Origin of the sequence: Corynebacterium sp. HMSC034A01 (genome assembly GCF_001838175.1) — a bacterium.
In the GTDB taxonomy this organism is placed as follows: domain Bacteria; phylum Actinomycetota; class Actinomycetes; order Mycobacteriales; family Mycobacteriaceae; genus Corynebacterium.
The window spans coordinates 21,452-36,995 of sequence record NZ_KV835958.1; the positions used below are offsets into that span (position 1 = coordinate 21,452).

Here is a 15,544-nt window from a genome sequence, read left to right on the forward strand (position 1 = left end):
GCGGGCGCGCTAGGTCCGGTCAGGGTCCGGGCGGGGTGGTACGTTGTAGCGGTTGAAAAACGCTGGGAGGACGCACTGATGGTCAACGTGGCAGTACTGGGTGCCGGTTCCTGGGGGACCACCCTTGCCAAGGTGTTCGCGGACGCGGGCAACCCCGTGAGCCTGTGGGCGCGGCGCGAGGAGCTCGCCCGCACGATCCAAGACACCCGGGAAAACCCCGAGTACCTGCCCGGCATCGAGCTGCCCGCGGCCATCCAAGCCACCTCCAACGCCGCAGAAGCGCTGGAAAACGCGGCGATCACCGTCTTCGGCGTGCCCAGCCAGACGATGCGCGACAACCTCACCCACTGGGCGCCGCACTTGCCCGGCGACGCCACCTTGGTCTCCATCTCCAAAGGCGTGGAATCCGGCACGCACATGCGCATGAGCGAGATCATCGCGGAAGTCACCGGGGTGGAAAGCGAGCGCATCGCGGTGCTGTCCGGCCCCAACCTCTCGCGCGAGGTCGCCGAGGAACAGCCCGCCGCGACCGTGATCGCCTGCGCCGACGAAAACCGCGCCAAGCTGGTTCAGGCTGCCTGCGCCACCACCTACCTGCGCCCGTACACCAACACCGACGTGGTGGGCTGCGAGATCGGCGGCGCCACCAAAAACGTCATCGCGCTCGCGTGCGGCATGGCGGCCGGCCAAGGGTTGGGCGACAACACCCAGGCCACGCTGATCACCCGCGGCCTGGCGGAAATCACCCGCCTGGGCGCAGCGCTCGGGGCGGACGCGCGCACCTTCGCCGGTCTTGCGGGCATGGGCGATTTGGTGGCCACCTGCGCCTCGCCGTTGTCGCGCAACCGCACCTTCGGAGCCGCGCTCGGCGGTGGCGCCACCATGGACGAAGCTCGCGCCGCCACCAAGGGCCAGGTCGCGGAGGGCGTGGTGTCCTCGCGCAGCATCTTCCAGCTCGCCGAAGAGCACTCCGTGGAGATGCCGATCACCCAGGGCGTGTACTCGGTGTGCCACGAAGGCATGAAAGTCGCCGACGTGATCGCCGCGCTGATGGGTCGCAGCAAGAAAGCGGAGTAGCTCCCGGTAGGCTAGCTCCCCGTGATCCGCATAGCTGTTTTGTACGGTGGCATGTCCACCGAGCACTCGATTTCCTGCATCTCCGCCGACTCGGTCATGTCCCACATGCCCGCAGACTACGAGGTGTTTCCCATCGGCATCACGCAGGAAGGTGTCTGGGTTGAGGGTGTGACGAATCCGGCGGAAGGGGCGGAGCTTCCCGTCGTCAAGCCTGGGCGCGAAGTGGCGCTCTCCTTGAACCCGCAGCGCAAGGGATTGCTTTACGACGTCACCTCCGGCGAGCCCATCACCACCATCGACGCCGTCTTCCCGGTGCTCCACGGCAAGTACGGCGAGGACGGCACAGTCCAAGGCTTGCTGGAGCTGGCAGGTGTGCCGTACGTCGGCCCGGGCGTGCTCGCCTCCGCGTGCGGGATGGACAAGGAGTACACCAAAAAGCTCGTCTCCGCGGTTGGCATCCCGGTCACGCGCGAGGTGATCCTGGACGGCGCGCGCGAGCTCACCGAGGCAGAGCGTTCGCATCTGGGGCTGCCGGTGTTTGTGAAGCCCGCGAACGGCGGGTCCTCCATCGGCGTGTCCAAGGTGACCAGCTGGGAGGCGCTGCCGGCGGCGGTGTCGCTGGCCTTGGAGTCCGACGGCAAAGTCATCGTCGAGGCCGAGCTGGTCGGCGACGAGGTGGAAGTCGGTGTGCTGGAGCGCCCCGACGGCACCATCGCCGCGTCCGTGCCCGCCAAGCTCAACGGCACCGAGGACTCCGCGGAGGGCTTCTACGGCTTTGAGACCAAGTACCTCGAAGAGGGCGTCACCGCGACGATCCCGGCGCCGTACTCGGACGAACTGATCGCCCAGCTGCAGGAGTTGGCGGTGACCTGCTTTCGGGCACTGGACTGCAAGTCGCTGGCGCGCGTGGATTTCTTCGTCACCGACAACGGCCCTGTGCTCAACGAGGTCAACACCATGCCCGGCTTCACCGCCATCTCCATGTACCCGCAGGTGTGGGCCGCCACGGGCGTGGATTACCCGGAGCTGCTGGGCACCTTGGTGCGCACCGCACTGCGGTAGGTGCACTCGGCGCGCCCCATCGCCCGTCCCGCGCAGCCCAGCCCGCCCCCCGGACATGGCCCAAACCGCCGCCTAGGAGCCAAATCCAGCTATCAGGGTCCAGCTAATCGGCTCTGAGAAGCGAATAGCTGGGTCTTAGTAGCTGGATCCGCGGAAAGGGTGCGGAAAGGGTGCGGACGGGGGCGAACAGAGGGGGCAGGTCGGCGGGGCTCGGCTAAGCCTCGCCGGTGTGCTCGGCGATGAGGTTCGTCAGGTTCGTGATCGCCTCGTTGCTCTCCGCCTGCGGCAGCGACGCCGCCACCTGGACGTCGCGGCCCATCGCGTACCAGGTGGAGGCGGTGGTGCCGTTGGCCAGCTTCACGTCCTCGAACCAGGGCACGCCGTTGATCTGGTCCAGGCGCGCGCCCGGGCCGTAGTTCTCCGGGTCGGCGACTCCGCAGCGCAGCACGATCGCGTCCTGACCTGCGGCGGACCACGCGACGGTTTGCTCGCTCAGCGCGTCCACGCGGGTGTAGCCGTCGGCGATGGAGTCGGGCGCCGCGGCGAGCAGGCTGTCGCACTTCGCTACGTCGCCGGCGCCGGCGAGGTCTGCGAGCGGGGCAGGGTGCTGCTCGGGGGCCGGACCGGTCAACGCGGAGGTGTCGATGCCGGCAACGGGGGCGGCGCCGTCGCGAAGCTGCTCCACATCGGCGGTGACGGCGAGGACGGGGGAGCGGTCCACGGTGAACCAGGTGGCCAGGGTGGAGCCCGGGGTGGCGTCGTTGACACGCAGCCAGCGCGCGCCGTCGAGGTCCTCGGGCTGCGAATACGGGGTATACTGCGCGGGCGCGTCCACGCCGCAGCGCAGGGTGATGCGTTCGGTGGAGGAGGCCTGCCAGGCGGCGGCGCCTTCGGGGGCGGGCTCGGCCAGTTCGGCGCGTTTGAGGTCGGCGAGGGTGGCCGGGAGGGCGTCGATAAGCGAAGTGCACTCCGCGGAAGACGCCTCGGGCGCGGGGACTTGCGTCATCGCCACCGGCTGCAACGCCACCCGGTTGAAGAACACGCGCGCGCCGACGAGCACGCCGAGCACCAGCGCCACCGCCAGCCCAAGACTGATGTAGATGGTGGTGCGGTTAAATTGAGCATCATGCGCCGTGGAACCCATGGCGGCTGAGTCTAGTGAAAGGGTGCGCTAAGACGTGATCGAGACAGGCTTTCCCACCGGCGGGCCGACGCTGGGCGAGCTCGGCGAGCGCGAAGTCATTGCGCTGATCCGCGCTCAGGCGCCGTCCGCGCTCAACGGCGACGACGCCGCGGTGCTCGCCCCGGCGGCGCCGAACTCGCGGGTGGTGGCCAGCACCGACATGCTGGTCCAAGGCCGCCACTTCACCGCGGAGACCACCACGCCGTACCTGCTGGGGCGCAAGGCGGCGCTGCAGAACTTCGCGGACATCGAGGCCATGGGCGCGCGCCCTATCGCGGCGCTGATGGCGGTTTCCGCGCACCCGGACACACCGGCGAAGGCGCTGGAAGAGCTCGGGCGCGGCGTGGGCGAGATGGCGTCCGATTACGCCTGCGAGCTCGTCGGCGGCGATGTCACCGGCGGCGACTACTTGGTGGTTTCAGTCACGGCGATGGGGGCGCTCGGCGGCAACCGCCCGCCATTGACGCTGGACGGGGCGCGACCGGGCCACCGCGTGATCGCGCACGGCCGCATCGGCTACTCCGCGGCTGGCCTGGCGCTGCTGCAGGCGGATGTGGACGTGCCCGAACAGCTCGAGCCACTGGTCGCCGCGCACCAGGTGCCGGAGCTCACCCCGGGCCGCGGCGTGGTGGCGCGCGCGGCGGGTGCGTGCGCCATGACGGACAACTCGGACGGGTTGATCCGGGACCTCACCCAGCTCGCGGAGGCGTCCGGCGTGGGCGTCGACCTGGCGTCCAACGCGATCGCCCCCGACCGGCTGCTCGTGGAGGCGGGCGAGCTGCTCGGCGTGGACCCGTGGGAGTGGGTGCTCGGCGGCGGCGAGGACCACACGCTCATCGGCACCATCGAAGGCTCTGCGCCGGTGGGCTTCCGCTCCATCGGTGCGGTATCCAGGAAGCAAGGCGTGCGTATCGACGGCTCCGCGCCCGCCACCGACACAGGATGGGAGAGTTTCTGATGTTGCCCGTGCACGAATCCTGGCAAGCGCCGCTGGCAGACGTGGAGGACCAGATCCACGCGATGGGCGACTTCCTGCGCGCCGAGGGCGAGTACCTGCCGCGCGGCAACGACATCCTGCGGGCGTTTGCGGACCCGTTCGAGGACGTCCGCGTGCTTATCTTGGGCCAGGACCCGTACCCGACGCCGGGGCATCCGATGGGCCTGGCGTTTTCCACCCAGCCCGGTGTCGCGGCGCCGCGTTCGCTGGTGAACATCTACAAGGAGCTGCAAGACGACTTGGGCGTCCCGCCGCGCAAGGACGGGGACTTGAGCTCCTGGTCGAAGCAGGGGATCTTGCTGCTGAACAGGGTGCTCACCGTGCGCCCGGGCGCGCCGGCGTCGCACCGCGGCAAGGGCTGGGAGGCCGTGACCCAGGCGGCGGTTGAAGCGCTGGTGGCCCGCGGCACCCCGCTGGTGGCCATCCTGTGGGGCCGTGACGCGCAAACGGCCGCGAAGTTTTTGGGCGACACTCCGCGCATCGAGTCGCCGCACCCCTCGCCGCTGTCCGCCTCCCGCGGTTTCTTCGGCTCCCGGCCGTTCTCGCGTGCGAATCAGGAGCTGGAGAAGATGGGTGCCCAGCCGGTCAACTGGGCACTCTAAGCAGAACCTGTAAACTCTCTCAGCATGTCTGCATCTCCGCTTTCTAACGGCGCACGCCTGCTCGCATGGGCCCGCCGCGCCTTAGGCGAGCTGGAGCGCAAGCGCGCGGAGATCAACGAGCTCAACGTGTTCCCAGTTCCGGACGGGGACACCGGCTCCAACATGGCGCATACGATGGCCGCTGCGGTCGAGGCCGCTTCGGAGCTGCCGGAGGGCGCGGGCCTGACCGAGGTCGCTGAGGCGCTGGCCGTCGGCGCGGTGCGCGGCGCACGCGGCAACTCCGGGGTCGTGCTCTCCCAGATCCTGCGCGGCCTCGCCCAGGCTGCCAGCTACGGTGCGACGGAAGGGGAGATGCTCGCCGTCGCGCTCACCAACGCCGTCGGGTTCGTGGACCGCGCCATCGCGGAGCCGGTCGAGGGCACCATCATCACGGTGCTGCGTGCCGCCGCCGACGCCGCGCGCCCCAACGCGCACCTGCCGCTTGTGGACGTCGCGTCCGCCGCCACCGCCGCCGCCCAGGATGCGCTGCGGCTGACCCAGACCCAGCTGCCGGCGCTGCGCGAGGCCGGGGTGGTCGACGCCGGCGGGGCGGGTCTGGTGGCGGTGCTGAACACGCTGACGGCTGAAGGGGAAGGTGCGGGGGAACCGGAGGACGTCGATAGGCAGGTGCCCGAAACGCACGGCACCCAGGGCGAGCTGGAGGTAATGTTCAGCTTCCGCGGGGACCTGGAGGCGCTGAAAGGCGAGCTGGCGGGGCTGGGCGACAGCCTGATTGTCGCGCCGCTGAACGACGGCGAGGCCACGGTGCACATCCACTCCCGCGACGCCGGCAAGGTCATCGAGACCGCCTTCGCCGCGGGTGAGGTGTCCGATCTTCGCCTGGAGGTGCTCACGAGCGCGGTGGCGGCCGGCGCGCCGGAGCGCCTGATCATCGCGGTGACCCCGCCGGGGTCCGTGACCAGCCTGTACGCCGCCTCCGGGGCGGTGACCGTGGTGCCGGGGCCGAACGTGGCGGCGGACATGCTCGACGCAATCACGCGCTCCGGCAGCAACGAAGTGATCGTGCTGCCGAACGGGCAGCTGAGCAACAGCGAGCTCGCGGCGGTGGAAAACGCGGCGCGCGCGGTGGAGCAGTCCATCACCATCCTGCCCACGGTGCGGCTGGTCTCCGGCATCGCGGCGCTGTCCGTGCACGACCCGGCGCAGCCGCTGGCCACCGCCGCCTTCACCATGTCCGAGGCCGCCGGCGAGATGCGCACCGCGCTGGCGTTCCGCGCCGAGAAGGGCGCGCTGACCTTGGGCGGGGCCGTTGCGAAGGGCGACGTGGTGGTCACCTCACGCGGCGAGCACATGCTCATCGCGGACGAGCCGATGGAGGCCGTGGAGCGCGCCTGCCGCCGCCTGCTCGAGCACGGCGGGGAGCAGGTGAGCATCCTGTTCGACCCCAACGAGCTGCGCGCGGACGCGCTGGAGGAACTCGCGGGCAAGCTTAATGTCGACGTGATGGTCTATCCTGCGGACGGACTGCAAGCCTGCGCGGAGATTGGGGTGGAGTAGATGCTGGGGTTCGAGGACACGCGCCCGCTCAACCTGGTCATTCCTCTGAAACAGGCCAAGGCGATAGGCAAGCACCTCGACATCCACACCTGCGGCGAACTGCTGCGCCACTACCCGCGGCGCTACCTGCACTACGGCACCGGCGCCGATCTCGCCGGGGTGAAACCGGGCGACACGCTCAACGTCATCGGCACCGTGGTGGGCACCGAGCAGTTCACGTCGAAAAAGCAGCCGAAGCGGCCCATCTACAAGGTGTACGTGGACGACGGCCGCCAGGTGTTTTTGGCCGCCTTCTTCGGCTCCCACTACGCCCAGCGCGTGCTCAAAGAGGGCCGGCGGGTGATGTTGACCGGCAAGTACGACGTGTTCCGCAACCAGCCGCAGCTGTCGCATCCGGACTTCGTGCTTCTGGACGGCCCCACGCAGGCCACCGGCGCGCTGCGGCAGCTCGGCCACTTCGGCGACATCGAGCAGATCATGAGCGGGCGCGAGTGGCTGCCCATTTACCCGGCGGTGAAAAACGTCAGCACCTGGACCATCATGGGCGCGGTGCATGCGGTGCTCAAGGAGCTTCCGCCTATCGACGAGCCTCTCGGTTTCACCCCGATAGGATTTTTGCCCCTGAACTCGGCGGTGCACCAGATCCACGAGCCGGGCCCGCCGGGACCTGCGCGTGCACTCGAGCGTCTGAAATACGACGAGGCGCTGTCCGTGGCCCTGGCGATGGGCGTGCGCCGCGCCGACGCGGAGGCCCGGAGTGCCGAAGCCCTGCCGCGAGTCGTGGGCCGCGACCAGGATTTGCTGGTGCAGCGCCTGCCGTTCCCGCTGACCTCCGGGCAGGACGAGGTGGTCGCGGAAATCACCCGCGACATGGCGCGCACCGTGCCGATGAGCCGGCTGCTGCAGGGCGAGGTCGGTTCCGGCAAGACCATCGTGGCGCTGATCGCGATGCTCCAGGCCGTGGACAACGGCGCGCAGTGCGCATTCCTCGCGCCCACCGAAGTGCTGGTGCTGCAGCACGCCCGCTCCATGACGAAGGTGCTGATGAACGCCGGGCTGCCCACGCGCGTAGTGGCGCTGACAGGGTCCATGACGGCGGCGCAGAAGCAGGACGCGCTGCTGAAGATCGTCACCGGCGAAGCCGACATCGTGGTGGGCACCCACGCGCTGATCCAGGACGGCGTGGAATTTTTCCGCCTGGGGCTAGTGGTGGTGGATGAGCAGCACCGCTTCGGCGTGGAGCAGCGCGACGCGCTGCGGGCCAAGGCGGGGGAGACCACCCCGCACCTGTTGGTGATGACGGCGACGCCGATCCCGCGCACCATCGCCATGACCGTCTTCGGCGATTTGACCGTGTCCACCCTGCGTGAGCTGCCCGGCGGGCGAAAACCCATCCAGTCCGCGGTGGTGCCGCAGTTCAAGCCGCGCTGGGTGGCGCGCGCCTGGGAGAAGATCCGCGAGGAGGTCGCCGCCGGCCACCAGGCGTACGTGGTGTGCCCGCGCATCGACGGCGAGGGCGGCGTGCTCGAGGTCTTCGCCGAGCTCGCGTCCACCGAGTTCGAGGGGCTCAACGTAGCGTTCTTGCACGGCCGGATGAAGGGCGAGGAGAAAGACACCGTCATGGCAGACTTCGCCGCCGGCGGGGTGGACGTGCTGGTGGCCACTACGGTGATCGAGGTCGGCGTGGACGTGCCCAACGCGACGGTGATGATGGTCCGCGAGTCTGAGCACTTCGGCGTCTCCCAGCTGCACCAACTGCGCGGCCGCGTGGGCCGCGGCGGCAACCAGTCGCTGTGTCTCTTCCACACGTTGGCGAAGGAGGGCACCCCGTCGTTTGAGCGCGTGAGCCAGGTCGCGTCCACCACGGACGGCTTCGCGCTGGCGGAGCTTGACCTGCTCAACCGCCGCGAGGGCGACGTGCTGGGCACCCAGCAGTCCGGCATGCACCGCACGCTGAAGCTGCTGAACCTGGTGGAGGATTTCGAGCTGGTGCGCCGGGCCTACGACGACGCCGAGCGCCTGGTGGCGGACAACCTCGAGTTCGCCCGCGCCGCCACCGCGGACTTCATTCCGGAGGACTTCGAGTACTTGGACAAGAGCTAGGGCGTTAGAGTTGTGGCCATGAACCGCATCATTTCCGGCGAGGCCCGCGGCCGCAAGATCAAGGTGCCGCCAGAGGGCACACGTCCCACCTCGGACCGAGCGCGCGAGGGCCTGTTTTCCTCCCTGCAGGTCCGATTCGGGTTTGTGGACATGAACGTGCTCGACCTATTCGCCGGCTCCGGCGCCCTGGGGTTGGAGGCGGCCTCGCGTGGCGCAGCCGAGGTGGTGCTGGTGGAAAACAACCCGGAGGCCGTGCGCGTCATCGAGTACAACGCCGGTGTGGTCGGCCACCCCAACGTGACCATCGAACCGGTGAAGGCGTCGACGTACCTCGCCCGCGCGCCGCGCAACCACTTCGACATCGTGCTCGCGGACCCGCCGTACGAGCTCGCGGATGAGGCCGTCGCGGAGATGGTGGAGGCGCTGAAGCCAACGCTTCACGACGGCGCCGTGGTCGTCGTCGAGCGCCACCGCGAAAGCCCCGAGACGGCCTGGCCGGAGGAGTTCACTCCGACCGGCCAGAAGTTGAAGAAGCGCCTCTACGGCATCGCGCGCATGGACATGGCCGTGTACTCGGAAGCAGAGGTGGAGGAGTAGATGACTACCGCAGTGTGCCCGGGCTCGTTCGATCCGATCACGAACGGCCATCTGGACATTGTCACCCGCGCCTCGCGCCACTTCGACGAGGTGGTGATCCTGGTTACCGGTAACCCGACGAAGACCTCGGGGCTGTTTTCCATCGACGAGCGCGTCGAGCTGATCCGCGAGGTGATCGCGCACCTGCCCAACGTGCGCGTGGACAGCTGGGGCGGGCTGCTGGTGGACTACACCTCCGCCCACCACATCACCGCCCTGGTCAAGGGGCTGCGCTCCTCGCTGGACTACGAGTACGAGCTGCCCATGGCGCAGATGAACCGACGCCTCACCGGGGTGGACACCTACTTCCTGCTCACGGACGAGAAGTACGGTTACATCTCGTCCTCGCTGACCAAGGAAGTGGCCAAGTACGGCGGCGACGTCACCGGCTTGGTGCCGGATTCCGTGCGCGAAGCGATGGCGGAGAAGTACCGCTAGTGCTCGTTGCTTTGGGCGTCGGCATGGCTGTCGCGCTGGGTGCCGCCATGCAGCGCATCTCCGGCATGGGCGTGGGGCTTATCGCCGCACCGGTGCTGTCGCTGTTGCTCGGGCCTGTCGACGGCATCCTGCTGGTCAACCTCCTCGCCGTCATCAACGCGGCGACAAACACCTGGGGCATGCGCGCAGACGTGGACTGGAAAAAGTTTGCCCCTATCGCGACCGCGCTCGTCTTTGGCGTGGTCCCGGGAACCTGGGTGGTGGCGAACGCGCCGACCAATGTGCTGCTTGTGCTCGTCGGAGCGCTACTGTTGCTCGCGCTTTCCGTGGTCACCCTTGGCAAGCGCTATGTGCCGCGCGTCGAGGGGGTGGTGCCCGCGGCCGCGTCCGGTGTGATCGGCGGGTTCATGAACACCCTGGCCGGGGTGGCCGGGCCTGCGATCACGGTGTACGCGGAGGCGGCGCGCTGGCCGCAGCGGGTCTACGCCGCCACCCTGCAGCCAATCTTTTTGGTTGGCGGCACGCTGTCGTTCACGGTGAAGGTGTTCGCAGGCGCCGCCGATGTCACCGGCATCGAGCCTGAATTGTGGGTCGCCACCCTGGCCGCCCTGGCAATTGGGATCGCGGCGGGCAAGCGCCTGGCGCCGCACGTGCCTCCAGCGATCGCCCACCGTATCGCGCTCGGCCTGGCCTTCGCCGGCGGGGTGACCGCGCTCGTGCGCGGACTTCTGGCCTAGCGCTAGAACAGGGTGGACACGAACGCCTTGGTGCGCTCGTGCTGCGGGTTGTCCAGCACCTGCTCCGGGGTGCCGTACTCGATAATCTGGCCGCCGTCCATAAAGGCAACCTTGTCGGCCACCTCACGGGCGAACGCCAGCTCGTGGGTGACCACCAGCATGGTCATGCCCTGCTGCGCCAACTCGCGCATCACGCGCAGCACTTCGCCGACGAGTTCGGGGTCGAGGGCGGACGTGGGTTCGTCGAAAAGCATGAGCTTCGGGTCCATGGCCACCGCACGTGCGATGGCCACGCGCTGCTGCTGGCCGCCGGAGAGCTGGATGGGGTAGGCGTCCGCCTTGGTGCCCAGGCCGACCATCTCTAGCAGCTCCATCGCGCGGGCCTTGGCTTGGTCCGCCGGCTGGCCCTTGACGTGCACGGGGGCCTCGATGATGTTGTCCAGCACGGTGCGGTGGCCGAAGAGGTTGAAGTTCTGGAACACCATGCCGATGTCGCGGCGCTGCTTGGCGGCGTCCTTCTCGCTCATCTCGTGCAGCACGCCGTCGCGCTCGTTGTAGCCGATCAGCTCACCGTCGACGTAGAGGCGGCCGGCGTTAACCTTCTCCAGGTGGTTCACGCAGCGCAGCAGGGTGGACTTGCCGGAGCCGGACGGGCCGATCAGGCAGGCGACCTCGCCGGGGTAGACCTCCATGTCGATGCCCTTGAGCACGTCGAGGTTGCCGAAGGACTTCCACACGTCCACGGCCTGAATCATTGGCTTTTGCTTGACGGTCATTAGCGCTGCCCCTTCTTCTGCGGTTCTTCCACGATTTCAACGTTGTTGGGGATGGTGCCCTCGGCATCCGCCAGGCTGGCCAGCTGGCGGGCGGTGAGCTGGCGGGTGGCACCCCGGTCGAAGTAGCGCTCCAGGTAGTGCTGCGCCACCATGAGCAGCGAGGTGATCACCAGGTACCAGGTGGCAGCGACCAAGAGCATCGGCACCGGCTCGAACAGGGCCGCGGCGATGTCCATGGAGCGGCCGTAGAGCTCCAGCGAGTAGGGGATGGCCACCACGAGCGAGGACGTCTTCAACAGCGAGATGAACTCGTTGCCGGTGGGCGGGATGATGATGCGCATGGCCTGCGGCAGCACCGTGCGGCGCATGGTCTGGCCCCAGCTCATGCCCAGCGCCTTGGAGGCCTCCACCTGGCCCTCCGGGACGGCGGAGATGCCGGAGCGGACGATCTCGGCCATGTAGGCGGCCTCGTTCAGGCCCAGGCCGACCACGGCGAGCGCGAAGGCTGACGAGGTGAACGGGTCCAGAGGGATCTCGGTGAAGCCGAGGTTGATCGTGTCGTAGATCGCGCCGATCAGGCCCCAGAACATCAGTTGGACGTAGACTGGGGTGCCGCGGAAGATCCAGAGAAAGATCCAGCCGACGGTTTTGAACACCGGGTTCGGGCTCATGCGCATCACGGCGAGCAGCACGCCGCCGATCACGCCGAGGAGCATGGCCAGCACGGTGATGGCGATGGTGTGCAGCGCAGCGGTGGCGATGCGGGTGTCCAGTAGGTAGGTGAAGTACGTATCCCAGCCGTAGGCTTCGTTACGCGCGGCGCCGATGACAAACCAGACCACCAGGACGACGAGCAGGGCGGCCAGCGCCCAGCGGCCCGGGTGGCGCAGCGGCTTGGCCTGGATGCGCTCGGGGCGGGTGCGCTCTTTTTGGCTCGCCGCGTACTTGGAATAGGGGGTGCTCATGCTCACTGTCCTCCCAGGGGTTGTTCATTTTTCAGGGCCTCGTCCAAGAGGCCGGTTTCGATGTTCCACTGCTTGAGAATCCGCTCGTAGTCGCCGGTGTCGATGAGGTGCTGCATCGCCGCCGCCATCGCGTCGGCCAGCGGCGAGCCCTTCGGCACCGCGAAGCCGTAGGGGGCTGCGTCGAACATCTCGCCTACCATTTCCAGCACGCCGTCGGAGCGCTCCACGGCCCAGGCGGTGACAGGCGAGTCCGCGCTGTATGCGTCGGCGCGGCCCACCAGCGCCGCGAGTGCGGCGTTGTCGGCGGTGTCGAAGGCCAGCACTGTGATCGGGTCTTTGCCGGCGGCCTCGCAGGCCTCGGACTTCGGGCGCACGTCGTCGGTGTCGGAGACGGTGGTGCGCTGCACCGACACCGTCAGTCCGCAGGCGTTCTCGGGGTCCACGTCAGCGCCTGGCTGGGCTGCCCACTGCACGCCCGCGTAGAGGAAATTGACAAAGTCGTAGGACTGGCGGCGTTCCGCGTTGTCCGTGAAGCCGGACGCGCCCGCATCCAGGCTGCCGGCGGACACGGCGGGCAGGATCATGGCGAAGTCCATGTCTTCGGCCTGGAAGTCCATGCCCATCACGCCTGCCGCGGCGCGGGCGAGGTCGAGTTCCACGCCGATGAGCTCGCCGTGGGAGTCTTTGAACTGGAAGGGGGCGAACGGCGGGTTCGTGCCCACGTTGAGCACGCCGTCCGCTGCGACCTCCGGCGGCACCATCGCCGCGATCTCAGGCACAGCGTCCGGGACGATCGGTTCCCAGCCGTCGGGGGTGCCGCCCTCCTCGTTGGTCACGCAACCCGCGAGCAGCATTGTCGCGCTCAGGCACGCGGCGACGCGCAGGGAGGTGGTGTGTTGCATACCGGCTCCAATACACGATGAATATTTACAAGGAATCGTATATTACACCGGGGTGCAAATGCGTATCGACGGCCCCGGGGTCACCCCTGGGGCCGTCGATAGGCAAATGTTTTCGGTTATTGCTGCGCCATGCGAATGCCGCGCATGACCAGCTCAATCAGCGAGCCGATGACCAGCATGCCCAAGAACACGGGGATGAGCACGGAGGTGGCCTGGCTGGAACCCGCGGAGGACTGCGCGAAATCGCCGGTGAAGAAACCGGACGACATCATCGCGGAGCCCTGTGCCTCCTGCTTCCACAGCTCGACCGGGTTGGCGGTGTCCGGGACAGACGAGTTTCGCGCCCATGCCTGGACAAAGTCCTTGCCGTCGCCTTCCTCCATGCCGTCGGTCCACTCCAGGAACATGTCGGAAGAGGAGACCTCTTTGAGCGGGTTCTTTTCCGGGTCGATGTAGAGCGGATCGTTCTCCGGGTCCTGGTCCAGCCACTCCAGGTCCGGCGACGGGTCGCCCGGCTTCCGCGGGCCCTTCTTCTTATTGTCGGTCTTGCTCGAGGAACTCTCCTCGCTGCTGGATGAGGTGCCCTCAGCCGAAAGTTTTTCAAACGCGTCCGCGGTCTTGCGGAAAACCTCGGCGTCTTCAGCGTTGATGCCGGTGCCTTCCGGCTTCGTCTGCGAGGTGGCGGACGGCGCGTTCAGGCCTGCAAGGACGAGTGCTCCGGCGGTCACGCCGGCGATGAGAGACTTGCGCATGGGGCGTATCTTAACCAATCCGTTAGAGAATGCGATGCAGAGTCTTTCGACCTGCGAAGAGGATCAACAGCGACAACACGAGAGAACCTGCACCGAACCAGTACGGCACGCCAGCGCCCATCGACGCGGCCAGCGGGCCGGATACAGCCGGCGCCACAGCGCCGCCGAGGAAGCGCATGCCCGAATAGCTCGACGATGCCACGTTGCGCGGCATCTCCGTCGCCTCCATGACGGCTTCAGTGAGCACGGTGTTGAAAACGCCACTGAAGAAGCCCGCGAGAATGACCAGGACCACTACGACGCCTAACCGGTGAGCGCCGAAGCCGAGGCCGGTGAGAACTGCACTGAAGCCGAGGAGCACGGTCACCACCACCGGAATCAGGCCGAAGGCGCGGGTCAGGCGAGGCGCGATGAACACTGAAGAGACGGCCAGCGCCAGGCCCCAGCCGAAGAATACGTAGCCCAGCTCAGTCGCGCCGAAGTTGCGCCCGCTCAGCGCGGCAGCTTCCTCGATGGGGTAGGGCGAGTAGGCGAGCAGGGTGAAAAACCCGAAGTTGTAGAAAAACGCCACCAAGCCGAGAGTGAGCAGAGCTGGGTCCTTGGCTGCTGCGAGCCCCGCCGTCAACGCGACAGGCTCCGGTTTGCGCTGCGCCTTGGCCAGCAGCGTCGCAATCGCGATAAAGCCGGCCGCCATGAGCACTGCAGTGCCGTAGAAGGGTGCGCGCCAACTGATCTCACCCAGCACACCACCGGCGAGGGGGCCGATGGCCATACCGACGCCGATCGCGGCCTCGTACAGGATCACTGCCTGGCCCGCGTGCCCCGCCGCCGTGCCGACGATGGCAGCCAGCGCCGTAGAGATAAACAGTGCATTTCCTAGCCCCCAGCCGGCGCGGAAGCCGATGATTGCGTCGACGGAGCCTGCGGCGCCAGACAAGGCAGAGAAGGCGACGATCAGTGCCAAACCGATCAAGAGTGTGGTCTTGACGCCGATACGTGATGAGATGAACGCGCTGAAGAACATCGCCAGCGCCGTGATCAGGAGGTAGCTGGTAAACAGCAGCATCGTTTGCGTCGGGGAGGCGTCCAGTTCGCGGCTGATCGCGGGCAGGATGGGATCCACCAGCCCGATGCCCATGAACGAGACGGCGCAAGCAAAGGCGAGGGCCCATACCGCCACCGGCTGTTTCAGAATGGAATGGGATGCGGATCTTTCGTGTGGCGTGTCTGTCACGCGCGTCCTCCTTCTCGTTGTCTCAATTCTGTTGTCAGCTCCGGCAGGAGCTCCGCCGCGCGCTGAAGCGTTGCGACGTCCTCCGGTTTCAACCCCGCGAAGACTGGGGCAAGCGCCTCGGCTACGGCCGCTCGGTAGTCGTGCAGCACCTGGCGACCAGCGTCGGTGATGGTGAGCGCTGTCGCGCGAGCATCGTCGTCGGCGGTGTGCCTGGCGGCGTAGCCGTCGTCCACAAGTCGCTTCATGGCTTGGCTCATGGAGGGTTGGCGGATGCCTTCCCGTGCTGCGAGCTCTCCAATGCGGAGCCCCGGTTCACGCTCGAGTGCCGCAAGTGCGCGCATGGACACGTTGGAAAGTTCCATCCCGGACGCCTGGTAAGCGGCTCGAGTGAAGTGGCTGCCCGCCGCAATTAGTTCAACGGCGAGCACGGCGAGGTCCTCGTTGGAGTGCATAGGGAGACTATATAGGTTGCCTATGTATGTGAAAATCCCGCAGGCCAGAAACGGTCTGCGGGGTCGGCGAG

16 protein-coding genes are annotated in these 15,544 nt (G+C 67.7%); 9 read left to right on the forward strand and 7 right to left on the reverse strand.

Features of this window, described 5'->3' with window-relative positions:
• The first annotated feature begins 78 nt into the window (after positions 1-78).
• Both HMPREF2791_RS05480 and HMPREF2791_RS05485 read left to right on the forward strand, forming a co-directional pair.
• On the forward strand, positions 79-1,077 hold the full coding sequence (locus HMPREF2791_RS05480) for an NAD(P)H-dependent glycerol-3-phosphate dehydrogenase (protein WP_070844672.1): 999 nt from the start codon (positions 79-81) through the stop codon (positions 1,075-1,077).
• Positions 1,078-1,098: 21 nt separating this feature from the next.
• The gene (locus HMPREF2791_RS05485) at positions 1,099-2,139 is read left to right on the forward strand and encodes a D-alanine--D-alanine ligase family protein (protein WP_083290305.1); all 1,041 of its coding nucleotides are present in this window, start codon (positions 1,099-1,101) and stop codon (positions 2,137-2,139) included.
• Positions 2,140-2,353: 214 nt separating this feature from the next.
• Here HMPREF2791_RS05485 and HMPREF2791_RS05490 read toward each other — a convergent pair whose 3' ends face one another.
• The gene (locus tag HMPREF2791_RS05490; protein ID WP_070844673.1) at positions 2,354-3,283 is read right to left on the reverse strand and encodes a DUF3515 domain-containing protein; all 930 of its coding nucleotides are present in this window, start codon (positions 3,281-3,283) and stop codon (positions 2,354-2,356) included.
• 34 nt (positions 3,284-3,317) lie between these two features.
• Between HMPREF2791_RS05490 and HMPREF2791_RS05495 the strand changes: the two genes are divergently transcribed.
• Genes HMPREF2791_RS05495 through HMPREF2791_RS05525 form a run of 7 tightly spaced genes read left to right on the forward strand, consistent with a single transcriptional unit; the run spans position 3,318 to position 10,392 of the window.
• Complete coding sequence (locus HMPREF2791_RS05495) at positions 3,318-4,280, forward strand: thiamine-phosphate kinase (protein WP_070475593.1); 963 nt, start codon at positions 3,318-3,320, stop codon at positions 4,278-4,280.
• Positions 4,280-4,921, forward strand: coding sequence for a uracil-DNA glycosylase (locus HMPREF2791_RS05500; protein WP_210400159.1), 642 nt, complete (start codon positions 4,280-4,282; stop codon positions 4,919-4,921). Before HMPREF2791_RS05495 ends, HMPREF2791_RS05500 begins: the two co-directional genes overlap by 1 nt.
• A 24-nt stretch (positions 4,922-4,945) precedes the next feature.
• A complete protein-coding gene (locus tag HMPREF2791_RS05505; protein WP_070844674.1) occupies positions 4,946-6,478 on the forward strand; it encodes a DAK2 domain-containing protein in 1,533 nt (510 codons plus the stop codon).
• A complete protein-coding gene (locus tag HMPREF2791_RS05510) occupies positions 6,479-8,581 on the forward strand; it encodes an ATP-dependent DNA helicase RecG (RefSeq protein WP_070844675.1) in 2,103 nt (700 codons plus the stop codon).
• Positions 8,582-8,599: 18 nt separating this feature from the next.
• Positions 8,600-9,178 (forward strand): 16S rRNA (guanine(966)-N(2))-methyltransferase RsmD, encoded by a 579-nt coding sequence (gene rsmD, locus HMPREF2791_RS05515; RefSeq protein WP_070844676.1) that lies wholly within the window; start codon positions 8,600-8,602, stop codon positions 9,176-9,178.
• Positions 9,179-9,655, forward strand: a complete 477-nt coding sequence (gene coaD / locus HMPREF2791_RS05520; RefSeq protein WP_070844677.1) for a pantetheine-phosphate adenylyltransferase — start codon at positions 9,179-9,181, stop codon at positions 9,653-9,655.
• A complete protein-coding gene (locus tag HMPREF2791_RS05525; protein ID WP_246815255.1) occupies positions 9,655-10,392 on the forward strand; it encodes a TSUP family transporter in 738 nt (245 codons plus the stop codon). Before coaD ends, HMPREF2791_RS05525 begins: the two co-directional genes overlap by 1 nt.
• A 2-nt stretch (positions 10,393-10,394) precedes the next feature.
• Here the strand turns inward: HMPREF2791_RS05525 and HMPREF2791_RS05530 are convergent, their stop codons facing one another.
• The 6 genes from HMPREF2791_RS05530 to HMPREF2791_RS05555 all read right to left on the reverse strand — a co-directional run bounded on the left by HMPREF2791_RS05530 (position 10,395) and on the right by HMPREF2791_RS05555 (position 15,473).
• Complete coding sequence (locus tag HMPREF2791_RS05530; RefSeq protein WP_070844678.1) at positions 10,395-11,168, reverse strand: amino acid ABC transporter ATP-binding protein; 774 nt, start codon at positions 11,166-11,168, stop codon at positions 10,395-10,397.
• Complete coding sequence (locus HMPREF2791_RS05535; RefSeq protein ID WP_070475577.1) at positions 11,168-12,133, reverse strand: amino acid ABC transporter permease; 966 nt, start codon at positions 12,131-12,133, stop codon at positions 11,168-11,170. Before HMPREF2791_RS05535 ends, HMPREF2791_RS05530 begins: the two co-directional genes overlap by 1 nt.
• Positions 12,134-12,135: 2 nt before the next feature.
• On the reverse strand, positions 12,136-13,035 hold the full coding sequence (locus tag HMPREF2791_RS05540; RefSeq protein WP_070475575.1) for an ABC transporter substrate-binding protein: 900 nt from the start codon (positions 13,033-13,035) through the stop codon (positions 12,136-12,138).
• Between the two features lie 116 nt (positions 13,036-13,151).
• Positions 13,152-13,787 carry a hypothetical protein gene (locus tag HMPREF2791_RS05545; RefSeq protein ID WP_070475572.1) on the reverse strand — a complete coding sequence of 212 codons (636 nt, stop codon included), beginning with the start codon at positions 13,785-13,787 and terminating at the stop codon, positions 13,152-13,154.
• 22 nt (positions 13,788-13,809) lie between these two features.
• Entirely contained in the window at positions 13,810-15,021 is a 1,212-nt protein-coding gene (locus HMPREF2791_RS05550) for an MFS transporter (RefSeq protein ID WP_210383732.1), read from the reverse strand.
• Positions 15,018-15,473 carry a MarR family winged helix-turn-helix transcriptional regulator gene (locus HMPREF2791_RS05555; RefSeq protein ID WP_070475569.1) on the reverse strand — a complete coding sequence of 152 codons (456 nt, stop codon included), beginning with the start codon at positions 15,471-15,473 and terminating at the stop codon, positions 15,018-15,020. The genes HMPREF2791_RS05550 and HMPREF2791_RS05555 overlap by 4 nt, the downstream gene beginning before the upstream one ends.
• Between the last annotated feature and the right edge of the window lie 71 nt (positions 15,474-15,544).

Bases quoted from the DNA above. Each gene is read 5' to 3' on its own strand.
- HMPREF2791_RS05480 (WP_070844672.1), top strand. From the start codon at position 79: ATGGTCAACGTGGCAGTACTGGGTGCCGGTTCCTGGGGGACCACCCTT.
- HMPREF2791_RS05490 (WP_070844673.1), bottom strand. From the start codon at position 3,283: ATGGGTTCCACGGCGCATGATGCTCAATTTAACCGCACCACCATCTAC.
- HMPREF2791_RS05500 (WP_210400159.1), top strand. From the start codon at position 4,280: ATGTTGCCCGTGCACGAATCCTGGCAAGCGCCGCTGGCAGACGTGGAG.
- HMPREF2791_RS05505 (WP_070844674.1), top strand. From the start codon at position 4,946: ATGTCTGCATCTCCGCTTTCTAACGGCGCACGCCTGCTCGCATGGGCC.
- HMPREF2791_RS05510 (WP_070844675.1), top strand. From the start codon at position 6,479: ATGCTGGGGTTCGAGGACACGCGCCCGCTCAACCTGGTCATTCCTCTG.
- rsmD (WP_070844676.1), top strand. From the start codon at position 8,600: ATGAACCGCATCATTTCCGGCGAGGCCCGCGGCCGCAAGATCAAGGTG.
- coaD (WP_070844677.1), top strand. From the start codon at position 9,179: ATGACTACCGCAGTGTGCCCGGGCTCGTTCGATCCGATCACGAACGGC.
- HMPREF2791_RS05530 (WP_070844678.1), bottom strand. From the start codon at position 11,168: ATGACCGTCAAGCAAAAGCCAATGATTCAGGCCGTGGACGTGTGGAAG.
- HMPREF2791_RS05535 (WP_070475577.1), bottom strand. From the start codon at position 12,133: ATGAGCACCCCCTATTCCAAGTACGCGGCGAGCCAAAAAGAGCGCACC.
- HMPREF2791_RS05540 (WP_070475575.1), bottom strand. From the start codon at position 13,035: ATGCAACACACCACCTCCCTGCGCGTCGCCGCGTGCCTGAGCGCGACA.
- HMPREF2791_RS05545 (WP_070475572.1), bottom strand. From the start codon at position 13,787: ATGCGCAAGTCTCTCATCGCCGGCGTGACCGCCGGAGCACTCGTCCTT.
- HMPREF2791_RS05555 (WP_070475569.1), bottom strand. From the start codon at position 15,473: ATGCACTCCAACGAGGACCTCGCCGTGCTCGCCGTTGAACTAATTGCG.